Genomic DNA, 18373 nt, shown 5'->3' with positions numbered 1-18373 from the left:
GATCATCGCCACGGGGTCAGTTTTTTTCAGGCGGCGTCGACAACTAGGGCTCAGCCGCCGTGGTCGCGGCGGTGATATTGCGATAACCGGCCCCGCTCAGCCTCGCGCGCCTATTCGTCCACGTCCGGATAGTTCGGCTTGCGCGCCAACCACCACCAGCCGTCACTCAGCCGGCTGCACCACCAGTAATCGTCGAACGTGGTCGCGGTGAGATCACAGGGACTTACCCGCGCGGCGTCAGGCTGGTCATATATGTAGAGGAACATGTTCTCCGACACCTCTTCGTTCGACAGACCCATCATGAGAACACGTCCGGGATACAGCTCGATCGGCACATCCTGCGTATTGAGATGATCAAAATGCAGGACATCGAACTCATCAGGCAGATGCACCCAGCCACCCGAAGGCATGTCCGCCGACAGCTTCCTGTCCTTGGCCAGCTGGGCCAGCGCGGTGAACTTGCCGCGATGGACCGCGAACCACGTACGCCCGAAGATCCCATTCCAGGGCAGCAGCACAACGGCAGCGCACAGGACGACCGCCGCACCGACCGCGACGTAACCGCGGATGTCACCACAGCGGCGTACAAGTCTCTGCACCCACCACGACGTGGAAAGCACGGCCACGATGAACGCGATCCCAAGGGTCAGCTGCTCGCTGATCCGGCCGTAGTACTCCAGCCACAGCAGATACCGTCCGGTCACGACCACGATCCAGCTCGCCACCATGGTCGCGGTCAACGCATACGATCGCTTCTCGATCACGCCTCCAGACCCGGTCGGCGAGCACTGCCCCACGTGAGGACGGCCTCCCGCCAACCTGTGAATCCAACCCGCGCACTGCAACCCGCCTCATCCAACAGGACACCGCACAACCCGCCGCCCTCCGCGACGTACCGGACCTCGAACGCGCCGTCGGTGAGGAGCGTCTAGCCCGCCAGCCAGCGCACGCAAAGCCGTCATGGCCGCCAAGCATTCTGCAACACCAAGATCAGAGATAAAGCGGAATCCGACAACTCAACCTGAACACCGGCACCAGCAACGACAACCACACGCGAACAACGACACCTTCAACTGCAACGGACACCCATCGACTCGCGAGCCCGACGGGGTCGAGAGCCGGTTTCAACACCAGCAAGATATGTGATCCGGCGCCGGATCACTTTGCGGGTTTTCACCCGGTTGATCTCCTCTCCTATCGTCTGAGAGGAGATGTCCCGCCGGGGGGCGGGTCGCTCCGCTGGGGGAGGCCGGGTGACGGCAGAAGACGATCGGGGCGCGGATCGTCAGCGCGCGGGCAGGTCGCCGGTGCGGCAGCGGCGCCAGCAGGGCGGGCGGCCGCACAAGCATTCGGTGCGGATGTCGAATGCCGAGCAGGCCGTCGTTGAGGCGCGGGCCGGGCGGGCGGGGGTGAGCGTGCCGCGCTTCTCGGTGGAGGCGGGCCTGGCCGGGGACGCGGCGACCGCGAGCCAGTTACGCGCGAACGCGGCGGAGTTGTTGGCCGCGCGGCGGTTGGTGGCGGCCGCGGGGGCTAACCTCAACCAGCTGGCCAAGGTCGCCTCTGCCGCGGGTGCGGTGCCGGCCTCGCTGGAGGCGACGCTGCGATTCCTGGAAAGGCTGGACGCGGCGGCCGCCGTCTACGGCCCGGGAGGCCTAGCTCAGACACCCTCATCGTTCCTTCCCTGGACCGCTATGGCCGTTCCATGGCCGACCTCGTCACCATGGTCGGAGACCTGCGCGTCCGGGAGATCGGGTTCACCTCGCTGCACGAGAGGCTCGACACCACCCCCGGTGGCCGCCTGGTCTTCCACGTCTTCGCCGCCCGGGCCGAGTTCATCCGCGAGCTCATCGTGGCCGGCACCCACGAGGGCTTGGCCGTCGCGCGTGCCCGCGGCCGTACCGGCGGACGCCCCACCGTCGTCACCGAGGACATCCTGTCCGCCGCCCGCACCTTGCTGCCCGAGCCGGGCCGCTCGGTCACCTCGATCGTCAACCTCAGGAGCAGAACAGGCACCGAGCCTGGTGATCATGGAGTTGCGACGCTCTGTGATCGCCGGGATACCTGTGCCTGCACTGCCATCATGGCTGACCGACCCCCTGTGGGACCGATTCGTGGTGCTGTCACAGCGCCCGATCTACGGTCCGCCCCATTCACTTCTATCGACGAACCGTCGCGGCAACGTTAACGGAGACCTTTTCGGCCCCGATCCGCTGCATGCGTTCGGTGCCCCATTTTCCCAAGGGGGCCAGGGCCGCGTTGAGCGAGACGCCGTGCTCCGTCAGGGAGTACTCGACCTTCGGTGGCACCTCACGGTACACCTCACGATGCACGAGCCCGTCTTCTTCCATCTCCCGCAGATGTTGAATCAGCATCTTCTCACTGACGCCCGGCAGACCGCGTCGGAGCTCGGCGAACCGGCGTGTCCCGTAGTTGTGCAGCTCCCAGAGAATTAGCGACTTCCACTTGCCGGCGACTACGTCCATCGCCGCGTCGATGCCGCAGAAGTAGGGACCTCGTCGTGCTGATGTCGCCATCCGCCCTCTCCAAGACGTACTTACCCACGGGTGAGTACCTGACTAAATAGTCCGTACTGGTCAACTCTACCGGTGACGGAAAGGATTGGCCGAACGATGAATTCGAGGGGAGCCCCAAGAATGACAAGCAACAACAGCGTCCAGGTGAGCGTTCTCGGGCTGGGGGCGATGGGTAGCGCTCTGGCAGGCGCCCTGGTGAAGGCCGGATACGCGACAACAGTCTGGAACCGCTCACTAGGCAAGGCGGACGACCTTGTGGCGCAGGGCGCGCAGGCCGCTGCCACGGCCGGTGACGCGGTCCGGGCCAGCCGACTGGTGATCGCATGCCTGCTGGACCACGCGTCGGTCCATGAGGTGCTTGATCCGCTCTCCAATGAGCTGGCTGGCCGAACCTTGATCAACGTAACCACGACGACGCCGGCTCAGTCACGGGAGTTGGCCGCCTGGGCTGCCCATGCTGGGGTTGCGTATCTGGACGGCGGCATCATGGCCGTACCGCAGATGATCGGCCAGCCTGGGGCATCGATCCTCTACAGCGGATCGGCCGATGTCTTCAACGAGTGCAAGCCGCTGCTCGACCTATGGGCAACCAGTACCTACTTCGGTGAGGATGCCGGGCTGGCGTCCCTGTACGACCTCGCCCTACTCGCGGGCATGTACGTCATGTTCGCCGGGTTCATGCACGGCGCCGCCATGGTTGCGCCGGCCGGTGTGACGGCGGGCCAGTTCGCTGCCATGGCCACACCTTGGCTGACCGCCATGACCGGTGCCTTCCAAGGGTTCGCCGCAGTCATCGACGGTGGGAACTACACCGTCGAAGGGCAGCAGAGCCTTGAGTTCTCCAACCTCAGTGACCTCTTGGCTGCCAGTTCCGACCAGGGCATCAGCACCGAGGTAGTCGCCATGGTCCAGAGGCTCATCCAACGCCAGATTGATGCAGGCCACGGAGAGGAAGGCTTCGCCCGGATCATCGAGAGCATCAAGCAGCCGGGCTAAAGCTCGCGCGACGGCGTGGGGTCATGGTCGCCTGGTGGGGCGCTCGTCCCAGCGGTGGGGGGCCAGGCGCGGCGAATGAGGCTACGGACGGTGATGACCGCGTCGGCCAGGTCGAAGAACGCCTCGATGACGCATGTACACCGTTCGTAGCAGCGCGCCAGCCGGGTGAAGGCGTTGTGCCAGGCGTTGGTCCGCTCGATGTGTCAGCGCTGCGTCGCCTGCACGGGGGCTTTGACGCCCTTGCGAGCGATCTCGCCGGTCAGGTCACGGCCTTCCAGCAGGTCGCGGGTCTTGTCGGAGTCATAGCCCGCGTCCAGGTGAACAGTGATGTTGTCGGGCAGCGGTCCGAGGTCGTCCAGCAGGTCCAGGGTGGGCGCCAGGAGAGGTGAGTCGTCGCGGTTGGCCGGGGCCGGCACCCGGCCCAGCGGGATGCCGTAGCCCCCGACCGGCAGAGACCGCTTCATGCCGAGCTTGCGACGATCCACGGGGGACGGTCCGGCGAGTTCGCCGCCGCCAGGCGCCTTGCTGATGCATCCGTCGATGGCCACGTCCTCCAGCAGGAGGCCGACGATCCGGTCGTAGGCATCCAGGGCGATCTGCTTGAGCTGGGCGAAGATCCCCAGCTCGATCCACTCATCGCGACGGGTGCGCAGCGTGGTGGCCGAGCAGGTCGTGTCGGCGATCGCGTCATACGAGCAGCCGAACCGCAGGACCTGCAGGAGCTTGTCGAACACGATTCGATCCAGGACTCGGCGCCGGTGACAGCCCAGCGGATGGGCGGGGTCGTAAGTCAGACGCTCAGGCAGCAGCACTTCGAACTGGATCCACAGCGGTTCAGCAAGCCATGATGGCAGGACGGGCACGGATGATCCTCGTTGTCGATCACGGAGCGTAGACAACTACGTGATCTTGAGGCTCCGTGTCTGTGTTACATTCTCGCCCGGCAGACGCCCCCTATCCGCGCGACCTCATAGGCGGAGTTACCGCCGCCCACCCTTCCGATGCGGGTCAGCGGGGCCTGCACGCGGCGGGGTCGGCGTGGGCGGCAGCCCGGAGATCGGCGCCGCGTCAGCGGAAGCGGTCAAGCGCGTCGGAGTGGCTCGCCATCCTGTGACTCGCGCTGTCCAGGGCGCTTGCGTGCTCGTTCAACGCCGTCGAGTGGTCGGCCAGCGCCACCGTCTGCGCGGCCGCCTGGTCGTGGCCGTGGCGCAGCTCGTGGTAGATCGCCTGGAGCATCAGCAGCTGCGCATCGGCCGGCCGCTCGCCGGGAGTCCGATCGGCCAGCTCAGCCGCGGTCCTGTCCTCGTAGCCGATTTGGCCGTAGGCGTGCTCGGCGAGCTAGAAGGGGGGCCGGTAAAAAACGTGTCATGAGCCCCAAACGAGCTTGATCGCGGGACCAACGACTTGAGCGTCAGGCGCTGAGGGCTGAGGGCAGCTTCTTACGACCTCAACTGGGTGAGCACGACGATGAGTTGGAGCATGCCGTAGGGCGGCCGTCATGGTCTCGGCGTCGAACACGACGGTGCGCCCGTTTCCGGTGACAGGGCTCGGAGCGAATCGGAACGGAAACCGCCGTAGCGGGGGTTCTCGCAGGTCTGCGCGGACATGTTGTTCGGCGGCGGCCAGATGCTCGCAGCGCTCCGGTGCCGATTTCAGGCGCGGGCGCTCGTCCTCGGAGAGGGCGCGGACGACAGTGCAGGACGTGACGCAAGACGCGCCCCGCCCCCTCAGCAGCGCGCGCCTTCCCGCACTTCCAGGAGCGGCAGGCCCGCCGCGTACCGCCGGAAGAAACCGGCGGTCTGGGTGTCCGCGGTCGCGACGGCGTCCGGGGTGCCCTCCGCGACCACCGCACCCCCGTTCGGACCGGCTCCCGGCCCCAGGTCGATCACCCAGTCCGCGGACGCGGCGACGGGGATGTCATGTTCGGCCACGACGACGGTGTTGCCCGAGTCGAGCAACACATCGAGCGCATCCACCACACGCTGGATGTCAGACGGGTGCAGGCCCGAGACGGGTTCGTCGAGAACGACAAGGCCGGCCTTGCGGCCCGCGGCACCGCGCTGGATCGCGGACGCCAGCTTCAGCCGCTGCGCCTCGCCGCCGGACAACTCTGTGGCGCTCTGGCCGAGCTGGAGATAGCCAAGCCCGACCTGGTTCAAGGCTCCCAGGGTTTCCGCGAGTTGCCGGGGTTCGGAGAACTGCTCCACAGCCTCGGCGACGGTCAGCTCCAGCACCTGATCGACGGCCAACCCCTGATACCTGATTTCCAAAGCCTCCGGCTTGTAGCGCCGACCCTCGCACGCGTCGCAGACCACCCACACATCCGGCAGGAAGTGCATGTCGACCAGCTTGCGGCCATAACCGGTGCAGGTTTCGCAGCGGCCGCCACCCGCCGTGTTGAAGCTGAACCAGGAGGCATTGACCCCGCGTCCGCGCGCCACGTCGGTTTCGGCGAACAGCTTGCGGACAATGTCGAACGCCTTGCTGTAGGTGGCCGGGTTGGACCGCGGCGTCCGCCCAAGCGGTTCCTGATCGACGACGGCGACCCAGTCGAACCCCTCGAGGCCGGTCACCTGTCGCACCGTGTCGGTCGTCGTCCCGTTCAGGGCGGCCTCCACGCTCGCCGCGAGCGCGCCGAGCAGGCTGCTCTTGCCGCTGCCGCTCACCCCGGTCAGGCAGGTGAGCCGACCGGCGGGGAAACGCACCAGGTCCGCGGTCACGTTGTGCGCACGCAGGCCGTGCAGTTCCACCCAGCCGGTGTCATCCCCGGCCGGACGGCGGGTCCGGCGCAGCCGCGGCCCCTTACCGGCCAGATAGCGTCCGGTCAGCGACGTCGGGTGGGCGGCCGCGTCGGCGGGAGGCCCCGATACCAGGATCTCACCGCCGAGGCGGCCCGCACCGGGCCCCATATCGATCACCCAGTCGGCCCGGGCGATCAGTTCGGGGTCGTGCTCGACCAGGAGCACCGTGTTGCCGGCCTTGCGTAGCTCCAGGGCGATGTCGAGCAGGTGCGCCTTGTCCGCCGGATGCAGTCCGGTCCCAGGCTCGTCCAGGACGAAGACGATGCCGCTCAGCTCGGTGCTGAGCTGCGCGGCGAGCCGGGTTCGCTGCAACTCACCCCCGGATAGCGTCGCCGCGCTCCGGGACAGCTGGAGATGGGCCAGGCCGAGCCGGTCGAGGATCCCGAGCCTGCGGCCCAGGTCCTGTAGCAGCGGCTCACCCACCTCGCGCTGCCGGGCGTCCAGGTCGTCCGCCACGCGCTTCGCCCAGCTGCGCACCTCCCGTACTTCCACCTCGAGCAGGTCGGGATAGGTCAGCCCGCCGAGCCGCACGGACCGGGCCACCTGGTCGTACCCGCTGCCGCCGCAGGTGCCGCACGGCTGCTTGCGCATGTACGGCAGGTAGCGCTGCTTGGCGCCGGAGGTCTGGGCGTTCACGAACACCCGCTCCACCTCGGCGAGCGCGCCCCGCAGCGGCTGACTCGAGGTGTAGGTCACCGAGACCGTCTCCTTCTTGTTCGACATGTCGACGGTCGCCTCGACCTTCTCCTCACCCGTGCCGTACAGCACACAGTGACGGAACTCCTCAGGCAGCGACTGCCACGGCCGACCAAGGTCCACACCCCGCTTCTCGGCAAGCGCCGGTACGAACGCGTGCTCCCCCGACCGCCACTTCGCGTACCAGGGCGAGGCCCCCTCGAAGAGCGGAAGCTCCGGATGGGTGATGACCAGGTCCTCCTGCGCCTGCCAGCGCCCGCCCACCCCGTGGCAGTCCGCACAGCTCCCTTCCGGCGTATTGCGGTCGAAATGAGCGGTCGTCAGATGCCCGTCCCCACTCTCCGCCGCCGGGTCCGCGCCGATCCCCGGAAGGCGCGAGTACAGCAGACCTAGATGCCCGTCGATGCCGGTGATCGTCGCGACCGTGGACCGGGGGTTGCGGTTCAGACGGCGCTGGTCGACCGCGAGCGTCGCGCCGAGTCCCAGGATGCGGTCGACCTTCGGCCGATTGCGCTGGGTGATGTACTGCCGCACGAACGGCGAAAGCCCCTCCAGATACCGCAGCTGGGCCTCGTTGTGCAGGGTGTCGATGGCCAGCGAGGTCTTGCCGCTGCCGCTCACTCCGGTGAAGGCGATGAGCCGCCCCTTGGGGATGCTCACCGACACGTCCCGCAGATTGTTGGTACGAGCCCCCACCACCTCGATGGCCTCGCACCCCATACTCGCGACGTCCCGTACGAACGCAGTCAACCTTCGTCCACCCTCTCGCAACACAGCGGAACATGGGCGGACAGGCGTCCCACCCATGCCGAACAAACCGATCACGCCACTACGCGGCGGCCGCTCGTCACAATGACGCTGAGCGGCCGCTTCACCAGATCTCTCAGCACGTGGCCGGTCTCGATGCGGCCCGTGCTGCAGATCAGGACCGGAACACCGCGGTGAGCTTGTCGACGCAGGGGGCGTAGACGGTCATCCAGTGCGGATGCAGCCGGTAGTAGACCACGTCGTTGTCCCAGTCGAAGGAGTCGTCGCCGTAGAAGTCCTTGAAGTAGGCGAGCAGGTCCGGCCAGTCTGCGGCCGGCTCGCTGTGCTGGGGGTTGAGGATCTCCACCGTGCCGTGCGTGAACACGCCCAGGTCCTCCCCGCGCATGTGCGCGGCGCTGACGGCGGGGCGGGCGGCGAGGTGGCGGGCCTTGGCGGCGCCGCGCGCCGTGCCGAAGTGCCACTTTCCGTGCAGGAAGTGCCCGTCCACACCGCTGATCCGCGGCTCGCCCTTCGCCGTCACGGTGGACAGGGCGAGGGTGCACATGCCGGTCAGGATCCGGGTGACCTGCTCCGCGGTCAGGGTGTTCTCGGTGACGATCGAGCGGAGGTGCGAGGTGGAGCGGGAAAGGGAGGCTTCGAGGAGAGCCTGAAGCTCCTTGAGCTCCTCGGGCGTTTCGCGCATTGAGGTCCTTGTCTATCCGTGAGGCCCCGGTCCACGTCTACATCGGTGCCGACCGGTGAACCCATGATCGCTCTAAAACATGACGTCTTGTGTCATGTTTTTCATCCGTTCTGCGGACGCCGCCGGGCCGCCTGGCCAGCGTCCTTCCTTCGGACTTGTCCCCAGCCGCCCAGATTGGCGAGCGGTCGGTCAAGTCGTCTCGATGGGCGTTCTCCTCCCGAACGTGCCCCCAGCCACCAACTAGCGGCGCGCTCCTGCTCTCGGAAGTGCCGAGCTGGGGCTTCGCCTCTCAGTCGTGCGTGTTCTCGGAGGTCGTGGCCGTCTCCGCTTCCAAAAACACGATCTTTTCGGAAGTCCGGTGACCTGCGCAGATCGGCTCGCTTTGGGGTTAGGGACACGTTCGGGAGGAGGACGCCAACTCAGGTCGGGCTCGGCCAGGCGGCGACGCCGCTCGGCACGGCGGCCGGTGGCCACGGCTGCTTGGTCCAGGTCTTCTACGGTGCGGGCGAGCTCATCGGCGTCGTAGGCGATGCGGCGCAGCGCCGCCACCCGGGGCAGGTCGACGGCCCGGTGGCAGGAGTCCTCATCATCGGCCGGGCGCAGGTTCATCGCTGGCGGAAACCTGTTGGTGGCGAGGTGCTCCAGCCATCCGGCGCACTCCAGTAGCCAGCGCACCTCAGCGACGAGGCGCTCAGCGACGGTGTCGCGGCCGTCGAGTTCGTCGTCGTCGCTGCCGTGGTGCCTTCGCCGAGATCGACGCGCGCCACGACGACGTCGTCGCCCTCCTGCACATGCCGGTAGTTCACGTCACTTTCGGGATGGCGTAGCTCGGCAGGGAGAGCTTTCATCAGCCGCGGGGATCCATCCTGTAGCCGCGCACGCAGCCACGGCCCGTCAAACAGCGTGACCGGACCGACCTGCTTCGGGGGGTGACGAGCATGCGAACGAAAAGTCTCGTTTAGCGGGGCTCGGAGTAGGGGTTAGCGTGAACGGCCGCTTTAACGTGCTTACCTGCGGAATCGTGCTGCTCGGGACGTCGTCTGGGCCGCTTGCGGGTAACGGTTCGCGTGACCGTGCGCGGGATCAACGCCAGGAATGTCCGCAACGCCGCCGAATGGCGCGGAGCGTAAAGGCGGTAGCCGTGCGGCGAGCGCTCGGCCGGCGGCAGGATTCCCGCCTCCTCGTAGTTACGCGCCGCTTGGTGTGCAGGCCGTACTCGCGCACCAGATCGATGAGCCTCAATCATGCTTTGAAGGTATGCCATCATTAACAGGCGGAAAGGCCATCAAAGTTTACACTTTGGGTTCAAAGATACAGTCGAAGGCATGACAGTTTTGATCCGGGACGCCGCCCATCCCTTCACCGGCGGCGCCCTCGCTGCGCTCCTGTCTCCCGCCACCCGGCTGCTCGGCCTCGGCGAGCCCACCCACAGCGTCGAAGTCTTTCCCGAGCTGCGCAACGAACTCTTCCGCTACCTCGTCGAACACGAGGGCTACCGCTCGATCACTATGGAGAGCGACTGCCTGTCGGCCCTGGCCGCCGACGCGTACGTCACCGACGGCATCGGGACCCTCGACGACGCGATGAGCCTAGGCTTCAGCCACAGCCTCGGCGCCTCACCCGCCAACCGCGAGCTCGTGCGCTGGATGCGCGCCTACAACGAACAGCGTCCGCCGCACGAGCGGCTCCGCTTCTACGGCTTCGATGGCCCTCTGGAGATGACCGGTCCCGCCAGCCCCCGCCCAGCTTTGACCGCACTGCACGACTACCTCGCCGCCCACCTCGACCTGGCCTGGAGCCGCGAGACCCTCGACGATCTGCTCGGTTCCGACGAGCGCTGGACCAACCCGGCCGCCACCACGGATCCCACCCAGTCCGTCGGCCGCACCCCCGAGGCCAAGGAACTGCGCCTGGTCGCCGACGACCTGCGCGTGCTGCTCACCGCGCACGCCCCCCACCTGACGGCCGCCACCTCCCCCGACGACCGGTGGCGCGCCGACCTGTACGCCCGCACCGCGGCCGGGCTTCTGCGCTACCACGCCGGCATGGCCGACACCGCGGCCACCCGCGTCGGCACGCTGATGTGCCTGCGCGATGCGATGATGGCCGACAACCTCGACGCCCTCGTCGGCCGCGAGGCCCTACGCGGCCCCACCCTCGCCTATGCCCACAACCGCCACCTGCAGAAAGACAGGAGCCGCTGGCTGCTGCCGGAGGGCTGGGGCCCCCTGGCGGGCCGGACGCTGGAATGGTGGAGCGCCGGGGCGATCGTCGGCACACGCCTCGGCGACCAGTACGCCTTCGCCGCCACCACCTTCGGTACCCGCGGCTCCGACATCCCCCAGCCCGACACCCTCGAAGGGCTACTGTCGGCCCTCCCTGACGCCCGCGCCGTCATCGATCCCGTCCGCCTCACCGCGGCCCTCGACTGGAAGCCGACGCCCCGCATCCCGGTCGACCACGCTTACCTCCCCCTCGACCCGGCCACCACCGACCAGGCCGACGCCATCGTCTTCGTCAAGGAAATCTGAGCCACCCTATGGCCAGGGTGTCCACTCGCGACTGTTCCGTAAGAGGATCCCCGCCGGAACACCAACCGCCCGGACAACCGCCCCAGGTCAGGGTGTTCCGTATAGGTGTTCTGCGAGCTGTTCCGGTGAAGGGGGCTATGCGGAACACTTGAGGGGGTGAACGGAACCCGTGCCGGCTACGCCCGCTGCTCCACCGACGAGCAAGACGTCATCATCCAGACCGAGCAACTCTTGGCCCTCGGCGTACCCGAGGACCGGATCTAGGCCCCCACTCGGGTCCGCGTCACCAGCCGCAAAGTAGCGCTGAGCAGCCATTACTGCTCTGTGTGATCGCGAGGTTGGTCATCTCGGTGTCGAATAACGAGGGTCTGTCGACACTCGCGCCGGAAACCGCAAGGTCGCAGGTGGTGAGCGTCGAGAACCCGTGCCGAGAATCAATGTCGGTGAACGGTTCGGTGTGTGGATTCCGACAGGCACCGGTACGACGGCCTGACCTCGGGATACGCCCCTACTTTGCGGCCTATGACACCGGCCCGAGTGGGAGGCCATAACCGTGGACGGTTGACCTCATCGAGCGGACACTCGACGACCTGGCCGGTGAGATTATGCAGCTCAACCTTGTGCCTGAGCTCCAGAAACCGGAAGAACACCGTCAGAGCCGCCGCCCGCCCGGTGCGGGTGGAGGGCTTGGTATCCCGCAACACCTTGCCAAAGTAGACGTCGGCGTCTTCGGACTGCATCTCCCGCAGCGGTTGGCCGAACCAGTCCCGGATCAGCTCCAGATGATTGGCGTCGTTGCGGATGGTGCTGTCGGTCAGCCCGGCCGACGCGCGAGCCAGCACGAACCCCGTCAGGACGTCGGTCTCGAGGGCGGCAAGATCTTCTTCGCTGTTAGGGGCTCGGTGCTCGCGTAGATCTCGTACGACTCCCAGCGCCAACCCACACCCCCGACTTCACCGGCGCTGCTGTCTCGTCGCTCCTGTGACAGAAGCTTCACGGAGAGTGAAGTTGCTTCGGCATGCGGTGATCGATCCGGCAAACGGAAGAAGACGCAGTTTGCAGACAGCGAGCGTGCAAGGAGAGGAGGGTCCAGTGCCCTCAACTCAAGAACTGTTGCTTACCCGAATAGTGATCTGAACCTGGAACAGGCCCTTAGAGCGGGGAGCTTGGTAGATGCGGACGCAACGCGTCACCGCGGCCGCCTGCGGGACTTGGGCTTGCCGGTATGGTCCGTGTACTCCAGCCACCATTCCGCGATCACCAGGTTGACGACCCAGCTGAGCCAAACACCGGCGGCTCCGATCGCCATGATCATCGCCTGCTCGTCGCCGCCGTAGGCGGTGTCGACCCGCGGAAGCTGGACGGTGAGCAGCACAACGGCCCAGAGACGACTCACAACGATGGACGTGGTTAGCGCGAAGCTGCGGATCATCCACCTGCGGTGCTCGGGGAACCGCCGCTGCCGCGCCATCCGCCACCCGGCGAAACCGGTAATCAGCCACATCACGCCCAGCATGGTGTTCCCGGCGTTTCCCCCGAACCCCGTGTGGCCGAACGGGGCGACCCCGAGAACGGTGATGCCGGCGGGGAACACCCCGCCGAAGAAGTACGCCCGCCCCATCCAGCGGTGCACCTTGGGGTACGAGCGGCGGAACCACGGCCACACCTGGAAGCACCCCGCCAGCAGGGCCACCGTGCCGAAGATGATGTGCGCCACGAGCAGGGGATAGAAGAATGGGGGAGAATCGGACACTTCGACCCGTGATTGCGCCGGGTCGAAGGTGAGGTACGGCGGTACGGAATACACCACGAATGCGAGCATCACGATGAACAGTGGAATGATCCAGCCGAGCTGGCGCCGCCGCGGTGGCCGCGCCCTCGGGCGAGGAGGGGGCGACCCTGCCCCCTCCTCGTCGGGTACCGGGCCCGGTATTCCCAGTGTCGTGGCCACAGAAGGTCTCCTCATCGTCGTCGGGGCCGGCGCATCTTGCCCGCCCAATGCCGCCAGCCTCGCGGGGACGTGGCTGCGGGGCCAGAGTCGAACCGACTGCAGTCACCCGGGACACCCCCGGCGGAGACCCGGGACTCGCACGTGATGCACGGTCGGAACGGGGAACAAGAGGCCATCGCCCGGCTGCTCGCCGACGCGCGGGGCGGACACAGTGGGGTGCTGATCCTGCGCGGCGAAGCGGGGATCGGCAAGAGCTCGCTGCTGCGCCATGCCGTCGAGACCGCGGCCGCCGAGCCTATGCGGGTGCTCGCGTGCGCCGGGGTGGAGTCCGAGGTCGAGCACGCGTTCAGCGGGCTGCTCGGGCTGCTGCGGCCGGTGCTCGATCATCTCGACGCGTTGCCCGGCGTCCAGGCCGAGGCGTTGCGCGGCGCGCTCGGCATCACCGACTCCGCGGCCTCGGACTTCCTGGTCTCGGCGGCGGTGCTCACACTGCTCGCGGCAGTGGCGGCGGACCGTCCTTTGCTGGTCATGGTCGACGACGTGCAGTGGCTGGACCGCGCCTCCGCCTCCGCCCTGTTGTTCGCCGCCCGCCGACTGGCCGACGAGCCCGTCGCGATGCTGCTCGCCGTCCGTGATCCCGAGCCGCTGCCGGTCAACACGGCCGGGCTGACCGAACTGGTGCTGCACGGGCTGCCATCCGAAGACGCCGCGCGGCTGCTCGACGCGCACGGCTGGACGCTGCCCACCCGGCAACGCGACGCCCTCGTCGCGGCGACCGGCGGCAACCCGCTCGCGCTGATCGAGTTGGCCCGGCTCGACGACCTCGACCGGGCCATGCCCGACCTCGCCATGACCGGAACCCTGCCCGTGAGCGCCCGCGTCCGGGTAGCGTTCCTGCGCCAGGTCGGTGCCTTGCCCGCGGACGGCCGCGCGGCGCTGCTGGTGGCGGCCGCGGAGGAGACCGGGGACATCGGCACCGTCCTCGGGGCCGCCGCCCGGCTGGGCCTGCCGGCCGACGCCCTGGACCTGGCCGAGCGGATGGGGTTGGTGCAGCTCACCGGGGCCGAGATCCGCTTCCGGCATCCGCTGATCCGCTCCGCCGTCTACGCTGACGCCCCTTTCGACCGCCGCCGCGCCGCGCACCTGGCCATCGCCGCATACCTGAGCGTCGACGGAAAGGACGACCAGGCGACCTGGCACCGCGCCGTGGCCACGACCGCACCGGACGAGAAGATCGCCGACGCGCTGGAGCGCAGCGCCGATGCCGCCCGGCGGCGCGGCGGCGCGGCGGCGGCTATCTCCGTCCTGCAGCAGGCCGCGCGGCTCAGCGAGTCGCCCGCCGACCGCCGCCGCAGGACGGTGACCGCCGCGTTCCTGGCGCTGGACGCCGGCCGGCCCGCCCTGGCCCGGAGGCTCGTCGACCAGGTCATGGCCGAGCCCGTGCCCGCCGTGACATTGGCCCAACTCAACGGGACCATCGAGCTGTACAGCGGGGACCCCGCGATCGCCTACGCACACTTGATGCGGTGCGCCGAGCTCATGGCGCCCAACGAACCCGAGGAGGCCGCCTGGACCCTCACACTTGCGGCGGGATCGGCGCTGCACGCCGGAGACATGGAGGCGACGCTGCTGGCGACCCTGCGTATCACCGATCTGGACTGCGCACCGGCGACGCTCCGCGCCGCCAAAGGTCTTCTCGAGGGCTCCGAGGGCGTCATCACCGGCGCCGAGCTGTGGGAACTGCCGGGTGCTCTGGCCCAGGCCCAGGGCCGGAACGGGGGCGGTGAGCGGCCGTGGATGTGGGCGACCGTGATCGGCTGGATGGGGCCCGACGACCACCAGGCCCTCCGGCTAGCCGAAGCCACCGGCCGCCGGGTCCGCGCCGCAGGCTCTCCCGCGCTCCTGACCGAGGTGCTGTTCTACCACGCCGACATTGAGTTCCGGCTCGGGCGCTGGCTGGAAGGGGCCGCGCATGCCGAGGAGGGCCTGCGGTTCGGCTACGAGACCGGCCAGCAGGGATGGACAGCCAATTTCCTCGCCCAGTTGGCCCGGTTCGCCGCAGTGCGCGGCGAGGCGGCGGAATGCCGCAGGTATGCCCGGCAGGCGCTGGAGATCGCGCTCCCGCTGCGCGAGCGCGTCGCCGCGGCGATGGCGACCGGCGCCCTGGGTCTGCTGGCGCTGGGGGAGGGCGCGTCCGGGGAGGCGTTCGCGGAGCTGATGCGCCTGGTCGACCGGGGTTCGCCTCGATCCAATGATTTCGTCGCCTTCGCGATGCTCCCGGACCTGATCGAGGCCGCCGTGGGTGCCGGGGACCCGGAGCCGGCCCAGCGGGTCGCCGCGGCCATGGAACCTCGGACTGGCGGTATCCGCGGGCCCGCCGCCCTGGCCCGGAAGCACCGCTGCCGCGCGATTCTGGCGGACGACGCCCAGGCCGAGTCGCACTACCGGAGCGCGCTGGCGAGCAGCGGACTCGACCAGCGCCCCTTCGACCGGGCGCGGACCGAACTCCTCTACGGCGAGTGGCTGCGCCGCAACCTCCGTAGGGCGGAGGCCCAGTCGATGCTGAGGGCCGCAGGCGAGGCGTTCGACGCGCTGGGAGCGGCACCGTGGACACGGCGCGCGGTCGCCCAGTTCCGCGCGGCCGGCGGCGCCGTACCCCGCAAGAGCAGGGCGGTCGCCGTGCTGCTCAGCCCGCAGGAGTTGGAGGTGTCCAGGTTGGCGTCCGAGGGGCTGAGCAACCGCGAGATCGGCAGCCGGATGCACCTCAGCCCGCGGACGGTGGGCTCGCACCTGTATCGGGCGTTTCCCAAACTCGGGATATCCACGCGCGCTGAGCTTCGCGGCCTCGACCTTGACCTCGACCTCGGCTGACGAGGGCGCGACCGGTGGCGGAGTCCGGGTAGTAATCGCCGCAAAGGCAACGTATATGCTGGTCAGACCCTCGGCGAACGACCTTCCAAGGCCAACCTTGGAAGAGCTCCTGGCCGGTATTTACGTTGGAAACTCGTTGGGTACCACCGGAATCCAAGACCATGGACCTCCGCTATTTCCTGGAGTTCTACGCGCCACGCATCACCGCGGGCAACCACGAGGGGGACGTTGACCGAATCTCCATGGGCGTGGCGAGCGTGGAACACGTGCTGCGCATCACACAGGCATCCGGCGTTGATGACTCACTTCCCGCCGCAGTCCTGAAGATCTTCCGCCAAGGCGTCACCGCCGGCCACAGCCAGAACAGCCTCACGAGCTTGATCGGCGTGCTGAAGCGGCGCTGATGTATCACCGATCCAGCCCCAGGAGAGGGCCTCGACGCTTCCATGTGCGCTTGCCTGCTCGTCGGACGGGGCCGTCATCTTGACCTGGCCGATGTAGTGCTCCGTTCCTCAAAGCAGGTAGATAAAACGACGTCGGCGCTGACGAGGCTCGGGGGCCGGGCGACCCCAGGTCCAGGGGCGGGCGAGGGTGTTGAGCTGGGTGGTCGCCACAGCGGTGGCGTAGGCGATCTCGTCGGGGTCGGCGAAGGTCTGCCCGGCCAGGGCCTGGCGGCGGAAGATGCGCCACCAGGCTTCCTGCAGGTTGAGCCGGCAGGCCCCCTTGGGGATGAACACCTGCTGAATCCGCGGGTGCTCGGTGAGCCATTCGCGGGTGGAGACGCTGTTGTGGCTGGACAGGTTGTCGATGATCACCACAATTGAGCCGGCCGGGTTGGCCTTCTCCAGCAGGGCCAGGAAGCGCTGCCAGCCGATACTGTTGCGCGATGCGGCGGTCATGGTGACTGTGTGACCGTCAGCGATGCGCAGGCCACCGTACACCCAGGTCTTCTCCGGCCCGCGACTGTATTCCAGACTGACCTTGATCCGTCGGCCGTCGGTGCTCCAGCTGGCGCACCAGCCTGTGGTGCCCTCACATCAGAGCAGGTTAGAGGCATATCCGTTGGGTTTTCCGCGATTACTACCGGGACCCCCATTCGGGGGTCCTCCTTCGGTAGCGGGGGTGGACCGGCCAGGGCGGGAACGAAGGCGCCGGCGGTGCGGCCCGGTAGGGCCGTCCCTACCATTCTCGGCAAGCTCGGCAAGCCCACGGGCCGGTTGCTGAAGGCGATCAGGGAGAACGACACGACGTGCCGCGACCTGCGCGCCGGGGCGCCGGTGCGGCTCTTCGCCGCCGCCGGTGACCGCGACGTGGTTCTCGCCAACTCCGCGAGCTGCCTGAAGGATCTGCGGGCGCGGCACGTCGACGCGACCCTCACGGAGGTGGGCGACGTGAACCACTTCACCTCGCTCAGGCTCTCGCTGCCCAAGGTGCTGGCCTGGTTCCAGCAGAGGTCCGGCACCGCTGCCGGCTGAACAGCCGGCAGGCGGTGCTTACGGGTCGCCATCCGTGGCAACCCGGCGGGGGAAACCGCTCCCCTGCGGCCGTCGAGCGGTTCGAGATCGAGGGCGAGAAGATGACGTTCGGTGCCCAGCGCGCCGCAGCGGGGTTCCCCGCCGCGAGCACCGCGCGGGCCCCGGCGTTCCTGACTCAAGTGGGTTGGTGGTCATCTCGCCCAAGCTTGCCAGCGGTCAACGGTGAGGTGGCGCAGGGCGACCTGTTTGTCGTCGTCGGTGGGTTGGCTGTAGACGCGCAGCGTGTCGAGGCGGGCGTGGCCAGCCGGTTCGGCCATGGTGACGAGGTCTTCGCCGCCGCGAATCAGCTGGGTGACGAAGGTGTGCCGGCCGATGTGGGCGGTGGTGGAGTCTTCCAGCCCGGCGGCCTGGGCGATGGCGCTGAATACGGTGGAGGCGGCGCGGGCGGACAGGCGGCCGCCCCGGCGGTTGAGGAACAGGGCCTTGCCGGTGGCGGCGCCCGGCCAGGTGCGGCGCTCGTCCAGCCAGTCGAGCAGGGGCTGGCGCAGCTGGGGGTGGGCGGGCACCTCGCGCACTTTGCCGCCCTTGCCCTACACGATCAGCACGCCCTTGCGGGCGGAGATGCGGACGTCGGGCACGTCCAGGGCGATGGCGTCGCCGATGCGCAGGCCAGCGTAGAAGGGCAGCAGGGCCAGGGCGCGGTCGCGGGGTGCGGCCAGTCCTCGATGGCGCGCAGCCAGCGAATCCGGGCGGGGACGTTCATCGCTTTGGGCGCTGTTTGGGGATGTCCTCGCGGGCGATGTCGGCCTTGCCCAGGCCGCGCCGGACATGGAAGTCGTCGAGGGCGGCCAGGATGTTGTTGACGTGGCGCACCGAGCGTTTAGGGCCCCTCCCGAACGTGACCCCAGACAAAAGTACTTCCCGGAGTTGAACCCCGGCGAGTGGGGCTGGAAGAACTGAAACACGACCGCGTCTGAAGTCGTCGGCGCTGGGAGTGTTTCGCCGCTTTCGGAAACCGCCGGGAGTCGTGCACGGATTCTTCGTCGATCCCAGGCTCGCCTACGTCGC

At 68.2% G+C, this 18373-nt stretch carries 14 protein-coding genes and 6 pseudogenes; 8 read left to right on the top strand and 12 right to left on the bottom strand.

What is annotated here, in order from left to right:
• Positions 1 to 110: 110 nt before the first annotated feature.
• Positions 111 to 764 (bottom strand): hypothetical protein, encoded by a 654-nt coding sequence (locus ACWD3H_RS39480; RefSeq protein ID WP_451958657.1) that lies wholly within the window; start codon positions 762 to 764, stop codon positions 111 to 113.
• Positions 765 to 1211: 447 nt separating this feature from the next.
• Here ACWD3H_RS39480 and ACWD3H_RS39475 point away from each other — a divergent pair.
• From ACWD3H_RS39475 to ACWD3H_RS39465, 3 pseudogenes are all read left to right on the top strand, one after another.
• A pseudogene (locus tag ACWD3H_RS39475) lies at positions 1212 to 1496 on the top strand (hypothetical protein); the annotation flags it as partial.
• Between the two features lie 107 nt (positions 1497 to 1603).
• A pseudogene (locus ACWD3H_RS39470) lies at positions 1604 to 1885 on the top strand (recombinase family protein); the annotation flags it as partial.
• 178 nt (positions 1886 to 2063) lie between these two features.
• Positions 2064 to 2156: pseudogene (locus ACWD3H_RS39465) on the top strand (IS5/IS1182 family transposase); the annotation flags it as partial.
• Here the strand turns inward: ACWD3H_RS39465 and ACWD3H_RS39460 are convergent.
• A complete protein-coding gene (locus ACWD3H_RS39460; protein ID WP_451958656.1) occupies positions 2157 to 2534 on the bottom strand; it encodes a winged helix-turn-helix transcriptional regulator in 378 nt (125 codons plus the stop codon).
• A 120-nt stretch (positions 2535 to 2654) separates the two neighbouring features.
• Between ACWD3H_RS39460 and ACWD3H_RS39455 the strand changes: the two genes are divergently transcribed.
• A complete protein-coding gene (locus tag ACWD3H_RS39455; RefSeq protein WP_451958655.1) occupies positions 2655 to 3530 on the top strand; it encodes an NAD(P)-dependent oxidoreductase in 876 nt (291 codons plus the stop codon).
• A 21-nt stretch (positions 3531 to 3551) separates the two neighbouring features.
• Here ACWD3H_RS39455 and ACWD3H_RS39450 read toward each other — a convergent pair.
• The 6 genes and pseudogenes from ACWD3H_RS39450 to ACWD3H_RS39425 form a co-directional block, all read right to left on the bottom strand.
• Positions 3552 to 4393, bottom strand: a pseudogene (locus ACWD3H_RS39450) (IS5 family transposase).
• A gap of 205 nt (positions 4394 to 4598) precedes the next feature.
• Complete coding sequence (locus ACWD3H_RS39445) at positions 4599 to 4766, bottom strand: hypothetical protein (RefSeq protein ID WP_451958654.1); 168 nt, start codon at positions 4764 to 4766, stop codon at positions 4599 to 4601.
• 491 nt (positions 4767 to 5257) lie between these two features.
• On the bottom strand, positions 5258 to 7777 hold the full coding sequence (locus tag ACWD3H_RS39440) for an excinuclease ABC subunit UvrA (RefSeq protein ID WP_451958653.1): 2520 nt from the start codon (positions 7775 to 7777) through the stop codon (positions 5258 to 5260).
• A gap of 172 nt (positions 7778 to 7949) precedes the next feature.
• Complete coding sequence (locus tag ACWD3H_RS39435; protein WP_451958652.1) at positions 7950 to 8477, bottom strand: pyridoxamine 5'-phosphate oxidase family protein; 528 nt, start codon at positions 8475 to 8477, stop codon at positions 7950 to 7952.
• A 605-nt stretch (positions 8478 to 9082) separates the two neighbouring features.
• Positions 9083 to 9325, bottom strand: a complete 243-nt coding sequence (locus tag ACWD3H_RS39430) for a hypothetical protein (protein WP_451958651.1) — start codon at positions 9323 to 9325, stop codon at positions 9083 to 9085.
• Positions 9326 to 9435: 110 nt separating this feature from the next.
• On the bottom strand, positions 9436 to 9723 hold the full coding sequence (locus ACWD3H_RS39425; RefSeq protein WP_451958650.1) for a MerR family DNA-binding transcriptional regulator: 288 nt from the start codon (positions 9721 to 9723) through the stop codon (positions 9436 to 9438).
• Between the two features lie 79 nt (positions 9724 to 9802).
• Between ACWD3H_RS39425 and ACWD3H_RS39420 the strand changes: the two genes are divergently transcribed.
• Positions 9803 to 11008 carry an erythromycin esterase family protein gene (locus ACWD3H_RS39420; RefSeq protein ID WP_451958649.1) on the top strand — a complete coding sequence of 402 codons (1206 nt, stop codon included), beginning with the start codon at positions 9803 to 9805 and terminating at the stop codon, positions 11006 to 11008.
• A gap of 434 nt (positions 11009 to 11442) precedes the next feature.
• On the opposite strand, the gene ACWD3H_RS39415 is transcribed toward ACWD3H_RS39420, so the two are convergent.
• Together ACWD3H_RS39415 and ACWD3H_RS39410 are read right to left on the bottom strand one after the other, a co-directional pair.
• Positions 11443 to 11946 (bottom strand): hypothetical protein, encoded by a 504-nt coding sequence (locus tag ACWD3H_RS39415; protein WP_451958648.1) that lies wholly within the window; start codon positions 11944 to 11946, stop codon positions 11443 to 11445.
• A 251-nt stretch (positions 11947 to 12197) separates the two neighbouring features.
• A complete protein-coding gene (locus ACWD3H_RS39410) occupies positions 12198 to 12725 on the bottom strand; it encodes a DUF2306 domain-containing protein (protein WP_451958647.1) in 528 nt (175 codons plus the stop codon).
• Between the two features lie 378 nt (positions 12726 to 13103).
• On the opposite strand from ACWD3H_RS39410, the gene ACWD3H_RS39405 reads away from it, so the two are divergent.
• A complete protein-coding gene (locus ACWD3H_RS39405; RefSeq protein WP_451958646.1) occupies positions 13104 to 15830 on the top strand; it encodes an ATP-binding protein in 2727 nt (908 codons plus the stop codon).
• 161 nt (positions 15831 to 15991) lie between these two features.
• A complete protein-coding gene (locus ACWD3H_RS39400; protein ID WP_451958645.1) occupies positions 15992 to 16234 on the top strand; it encodes an imine reductase family protein in 243 nt (80 codons plus the stop codon).
• A 108-nt stretch (positions 16235 to 16342) separates the two neighbouring features.
• Here ACWD3H_RS39400 and ACWD3H_RS39395 read toward each other — a convergent pair.
• A pseudogene (locus tag ACWD3H_RS39395) lies at positions 16343 to 16831 on the bottom strand (transposase); the annotation flags it as partial.
• Between the two features lie 156 nt (positions 16832 to 16987).
• Here ACWD3H_RS39395 and ACWD3H_RS39390 point away from each other — a divergent pair.
• Positions 16988 to 17305, top strand: a complete 318-nt coding sequence (locus ACWD3H_RS39390) for a hypothetical protein (RefSeq protein WP_451958644.1) — start codon at positions 16988 to 16990, stop codon at positions 17303 to 17305.
• Between the two features lie 191 nt (positions 17306 to 17496).
• Here the strand turns inward: ACWD3H_RS39390 and ACWD3H_RS39385 are convergent.
• Positions 17497 to 17883, bottom strand: a pseudogene (locus ACWD3H_RS39385) (tyrosine-type recombinase/integrase); the annotation flags it as partial.
• Positions 17884 to 18373 lie beyond the last annotated feature (490 nt).

The organism is Streptosporangium sp. NPDC002607 (genome assembly GCF_053592655.1).
Note: the sequence above shows the minus strand (reverse complement) of the source record. Positions and strands in the feature narration are given on the sequence as shown.

What these genes read in the sequence shown, in the direction of transcription:
- ACWD3H_RS39460 (WP_451958656.1), bottom strand. Translation starts at nt 2,534, where the DNA reads ATGGCGACATCAGCACGACGAGGTCCCTACTTCTGCGGCATCGACGCG.
- ACWD3H_RS39455 (WP_451958655.1), top strand. Translation starts at nt 2,655, where the DNA reads ATGACAAGCAACAACAGCGTCCAGGTGAGCGTTCTCGGGCTGGGGGCG.
- ACWD3H_RS39445 (WP_451958654.1), bottom strand. Translation starts at nt 4,766, where the DNA reads ATGCTCCAGGCGATCTACCACGAGCTGCGCCACGGCCACGACCAGGCG.
- ACWD3H_RS39435 (WP_451958652.1), bottom strand. Translation starts at nt 8,477, where the DNA reads ATGCGCGAAACGCCCGAGGAGCTCAAGGAGCTTCAGGCTCTCCTCGAA.
- ACWD3H_RS39430 (WP_451958651.1), bottom strand. Translation starts at nt 9,325, where the DNA reads ATGAAAGCTCTCCCTGCCGAGCTACGCCATCCCGAAAGTGACGTGAAC.
- ACWD3H_RS39425 (WP_451958650.1), bottom strand. Translation starts at nt 9,723, where the DNA reads ATGATTGAGGCTCATCGATCTGGTGCGCGAGTACGGCCTGCACACCAA.
- ACWD3H_RS39420 (WP_451958649.1), top strand. Translation starts at nt 9,803, where the DNA reads ATGACAGTTTTGATCCGGGACGCCGCCCATCCCTTCACCGGCGGCGCC.
- ACWD3H_RS39405 (WP_451958646.1), top strand. Translation starts at nt 13,104, where the DNA reads ATGCACGGTCGGAACGGGGAACAAGAGGCCATCGCCCGGCTGCTCGCC.
- ACWD3H_RS39400 (WP_451958645.1), top strand. Translation starts at nt 15,992, where the DNA reads ATGGACCTCCGCTATTTCCTGGAGTTCTACGCGCCACGCATCACCGCG.